Below are 4,629 nucleotides of genomic sequence, written 5' to 3'. Positions count from 1 at the left end.
ATATAACACTTAATTTTCAAAAAGATTAACAACTATATCTATATGGTTAACTTTTCACTTTATTATATAAATTAAGCAAATTTTCGATCAGAATACCATTTAGTTTCATGCCGACTATATCACAATTTTCTATTTCAATATTTTTCAGATTACTATTACTTATGGTGCTACCTTCCAAATCACATTTATCGAATAAAATAGGCTCCTTCTCATCTCCGAGACTTGTATTTTTAAATTGCACTCCACCTAAAGTCACCAAATTAAATTTACTACCAGAAAGATTTAAATCTGCATATGATGACCATCTAAAATTTATATTTCTAAACTTTGATTGACTTACATTACAATTACTCATATTCGTATTCATTATATTGCTACCAACAAATGAACTGTTTTTTAAATTCACTTGATAATACTCTGTATTTGCTAAATTACAGTTTTCGTATTGACTATTTTTCATATCTTTATTTGTAACTACACTCTCTTTATTTGAGCTTGTTTTTATTCTTTTCACGTAACAATACTCATCTTCCGATTCAAAAATCATTTGGTAGCCCATCTTTTTATAAAAGTGATGATTATTAATTTGTCTACTAGATGTTTCGAGATCCCAAATCTTTATGTTTGGATATTCCTTTTCTATTAATTTCATAACATGTGATCCAATGCCTTTTCCTTGATAAACAGGATTTACAAAAATACGATCAATTCGACCGTACGACTTACCAGAAATCGTAACTATTATCCCTCCGATTATTTCTTTATCCATTACAACTTTGAAAGAATCCAATTCTTCAATGGAATATTCCATCATTTCAACTGAAGAATATCCTGGCGGTTGAATGTTATAATCAATGACATCATCTTGGCCGTATAGCCATTGTTTTGCTTCTGCATCAAATGTTCTTTTCATTATTTCTGTTAATTTCTCAGCATCTAAAATTGTAGCTTTTTCTATAGATATCATTGTTGTTTTCCCCTTCATTATTACAAACCAATAATTTTTGTGAATGCCATAATTATCAATTCACTTTTGTTTTTAATGCTTTTCCCATTATTACATATGGAACATCATTTTTACTTGGATGAAATGGCTCCAATACATTTATCCAATCTAATCTTTCATATAACGAACGTGCTTTTTCATTGTTTATTTGTGTTGTTAAAACACTCGTTCTATTTGAAACTCCTTCTAGTAATTTATTATGTAATTTCGTTCCAAGACCTTTATTTTGATATTGTGGGTGAACTGCTAACTCTACAAATTCAAAACAATCTTGCAACCATTCGTCTACTTGCTCTAGATGTAACGCTTCTCTCATTAATTGATTATAGTACTGTCCCTCCATTGAGCGATAACCATAAGTAAAACCAACTACTTCATTTTCATCATTTATTGCTACTATACCTTTAAAACCTGTATATTCTATATGCCTATTCATTCGCTCGATTATTTCATTGAAATTTATTTTCTCAAATACTTTACAATACAATTTTGCCATATCCCCAATTAAGATTTCATCTTTTTCAATGCTTACGAATTTCACTTTATCCCCCCCCTGTTAAACATTTACATACTTAAAATTTTAAAAACAAAGAAAATTAATACTAATCACTCTCTTTACTATTAAACTACAAATCACCCTATATTTTCCACAATTACTTAGTATTAATGAATAAAAGAAGAGACCATGTAATATAAACATGTTCTCTTCTTTTATTCATTTTCAATTTTATTCCGCTATTTGCCGGGCAGTAAGACCCACACCTCAAAATTCAGCGAAAGCAAAGAAGTTATTAGAGGTATATGTAAGCTCTATATAGGAAGGAGAATTTTGAAATTCTATTGATAAACCAAGTAATTGTAATAGCCCTTATTTAGAATAATAATTTCAAGATCAATAAAATTTAGAGTAGAAGGAGCAAGAGCAAATTATTATGAATAAACAAATAGGATTCATCGGATGTGGAAACATGGGTATTGCTATGATAGGTGGGATGATTAAAAAAAATATAGTTTCTCCAGATCAAATAATTTGTTCAGATTTAAATGTCATTAATTTAAAAAATGCTAGTAATGAATATGGCATAACTATAACTACTAACAACAATGAAGTCGCTAACAGCGCTGACATTTTAATTTTATCAATCAAACCAGATTTATACTCATCGGTAATTAACCAAATAAAAGATCAAATAAAAAATGATGTAATCGTTGTAACTATTGCTGCAGGGAAAAGTATTAAGAGCACTGAGAATGAATTTGGTAGAAAGTTAAAAGTTGTTAGAGTAATGCCTAATACACCGGCACTTGTTGGAGAAGGAATGTCTGCGTTATGTTTTAATGAAATGGTTACAGAAAAAGATATAAAAGAGGTACTGAACATATTTAATATTTTCGGCCAGACGGAGGTCATAAATGAAAAACTAATGGATGTTGTTACATCTATTAGTGGTTCTTCTCCAGCATATGTGTATATGTTTATAGAAGCCATGGCAGATGCTGCTGTACTTGGCGGTATGCCGAGAAAACAAGCTTATAAATTTGCGGCTCAGGCTGTATTAGGTTCTGCAAAAATGGTATTGGAAACAGGAATACATCCAGGTGAATTGAAGGATATGGTTTGTTCTCCAGGTGGAACGACGATAGAGGCTGTAGTAACGCTAGAAGAAAAAGGTTTAAGAACAGCTATCATTTCAGCTATGAAACGTTGTACGCAAAAATCTATGGAAATGTCTAGTTTAACTAGTAAGTGAGAAGCGAATTTATATAATATTTTAAATCTATTTAATGTAAAAGAAATATTATGAGGCTAGTTAATAACTAAGTAAATTTATATACAACACTAACGAGAAGAATAAACCTTATTTTAAAGGGGATACAGAAAATATGAGTAATTTACTAAAAAAGAAATCCGTTACACAATTGTTAGAGCATAATCAAAGCAAGACTTTAACGAAAACATTAGGAGCATTTGATTTAATTATGTTAGGGGTAGGCTCGATAGTTGGAACGGGCGTTCTTGTGTTAACTGGATTAGTAGCAGCAAGAAATGCTGGCCCAGCAGTTGTTTTTTCATTTATACTTGCAGCAATTATATGTGGATTTATAGCATTATGTTACGCGGAAATTGCTTCTACACTCCCGGCGTCTGGTAGTGTATATACATACTCATATGCAACAATTGGTGAGTTTGTTGCTCATCTAGTAGGTTGGTCATTGCTATTAATATATATCGTGGCAACAGCGGCTGTCGCTGCTGGATGGACAGGCTATTTCCACAATTTAATAAAGGGATTTGGATTAGAGATACCTAAAGCTCTAGTAACGATTCCTTCGCATGGTGGTATTGTGAATCTACCAGCAGTAATCATTACATTGATATTAGCATGGATGTTATCCCGTGGTACGAGAGAAAGTAAACGAATCAATAATACAATGGTATTGATTAAAATTGGAATGATTTTGTTGTTTATTACGGTTGGTATATTCTATGTAAAACCAATAAACTGGATACCAATTGCACCATACGGTTTAAGTGGAGTTTTTACGGGTGGAGCAGCTATTTTATTCGCTTTTACGGGTTTTGATATATTAGCAACTTCAGCAGAAGAAGTAAAAGATCCGAAACGTAATCTTCCGATCGGTATTATTGCATCATTAATCATATGTACAATTATTTATGTTATGGTATGTCTTGTTATGACAGGAATGGTTTCCTATAAAGAATTAAATGTTCCTGAGGCGATGGCTTATGTAATGGAAGTTGTAGGACAAGGAAAAGTCGCTGGTGCAATTGCTGCAGGTGCTGTAATTGGCCTTATGGCTGTTATTTTTTCCAATATGTATGCGGCAACACGAGTATTCTTTGCAATGAGTCGTGATGGATTGTTACCGAAATCATTTGCGAAAGTTAATAAGAAAACTGGAGCACCCACTTTTATAACTGGATTGGCAGGAATAGGGAGCTCTATAATAGCTGGGTTTATTGATTTGAAAGAATTAGTTAATTTAGTTAATATCGGTAGTTTGGTGACGTTTGCGTTAGTTTGTCTATCAGTTATTATTCTACGTAAATCACACCCAAATTTAAAACGTGGATTTATGGTACCTTTTGTACCTGTATTACCATGCGTTGCAATTGTATGCTGTGTGTTTTTAATGCTAAATTTACCGTTAAGGACATGGGTGTACTTTAGTATTTGGATTACTATTGGGGTAGTAATATATTTCCTTTATTCGATAAAACACAGTAATTTAAATGAGGAAACGATCTCGAAATTACATGATAAAATTGCGAGATAATAACGATAGAAAATTTTATTAATAATCATATTGATAGTTGAGGAACATAGAAACAGTTTTTTGACATTTAGCAAGAGATAAAATAAGAGATGCTAGGGCAGCTAAGTACTTTTTTAGAAACCTTGCTTGTTTTTTACGATTTAAAACTGCTAAGGAGAGAGAAGTATGAGTGAATTGCATTTTATGAGTATAGAAGAATTAGATAATAAATTGAAAAAATCTGACAGTGGTATTTATTTCATTAAAGATTATAATGACAATATTATTTATGTAGGCAAGGCTTTTAGTATAAAAAGTAGAGTATTAGCTCATTTTAATAGTTA

5 protein-coding genes are annotated in these 4,629 nt (G+C 31.5%); 3 read left to right on the top strand and 2 right to left on the bottom strand.

Features of this window, described 5'->3' with window-relative positions; all coding sequences use genetic code 11:
• Positions 1-46: 46 nt before the first annotated feature.
• Positions 47-985, bottom strand: coding sequence for a GNAT family N-acetyltransferase (locus GBN78_RS28660; protein WP_025118050.1), 939 nt, complete (start codon positions 983-985; stop codon positions 47-49).
• A 37-nt stretch (positions 986-1,022) separates the two neighbouring features.
• Positions 1,023-1,547, bottom strand: a complete 525-nt coding sequence (locus GBN78_RS28655; protein WP_000673965.1) for a GNAT family N-acetyltransferase — start codon at positions 1,545-1,547, stop codon at positions 1,023-1,025.
• Between the two features lie 391 nt (positions 1,548-1,938).
• Between GBN78_RS28655 and proC the strand changes: the two genes are divergently transcribed.
• The 3 genes from proC to GBN78_RS28640 form a co-directional block, all read left to right on the top strand.
• Complete coding sequence (proC, locus tag GBN78_RS28650) at positions 1,939-2,757, top strand: pyrroline-5-carboxylate reductase (RefSeq protein WP_001041290.1); 819 nt, start codon at positions 1,939-1,941, stop codon at positions 2,755-2,757.
• A gap of 133 nt (positions 2,758-2,890) precedes the next feature.
• Positions 2,891-4,306: an amino acid permease gene (locus GBN78_RS28645; protein WP_000067452.1), complete on the top strand. Its 1,416-nt coding sequence runs from the start codon at positions 2,891-2,893 to the stop codon at positions 4,304-4,306.
• 165 nt (positions 4,307-4,471) lie between these two features.
• Positions 4,472-4,629 (top strand): GIY-YIG nuclease family protein (locus GBN78_RS28640; protein ID WP_193224773.1); only part of this gene is annotated, 158 nt, incomplete at its 3' end.

Origin of the sequence: Bacillus sp. B2-WWTP-C-10-Post-4 (assembly GCF_009183805.1) — a bacterium.
Classification (GTDB): Bacteria; Bacillota; Bacilli; order Bacillales; family Bacillaceae_G; genus Bacillus_A; species Bacillus_A cereus.
The sequence above is the reverse complement of the archived record's forward strand: the minus strand, read 5'-3'. Positions and strand labels throughout refer to the sequence as shown.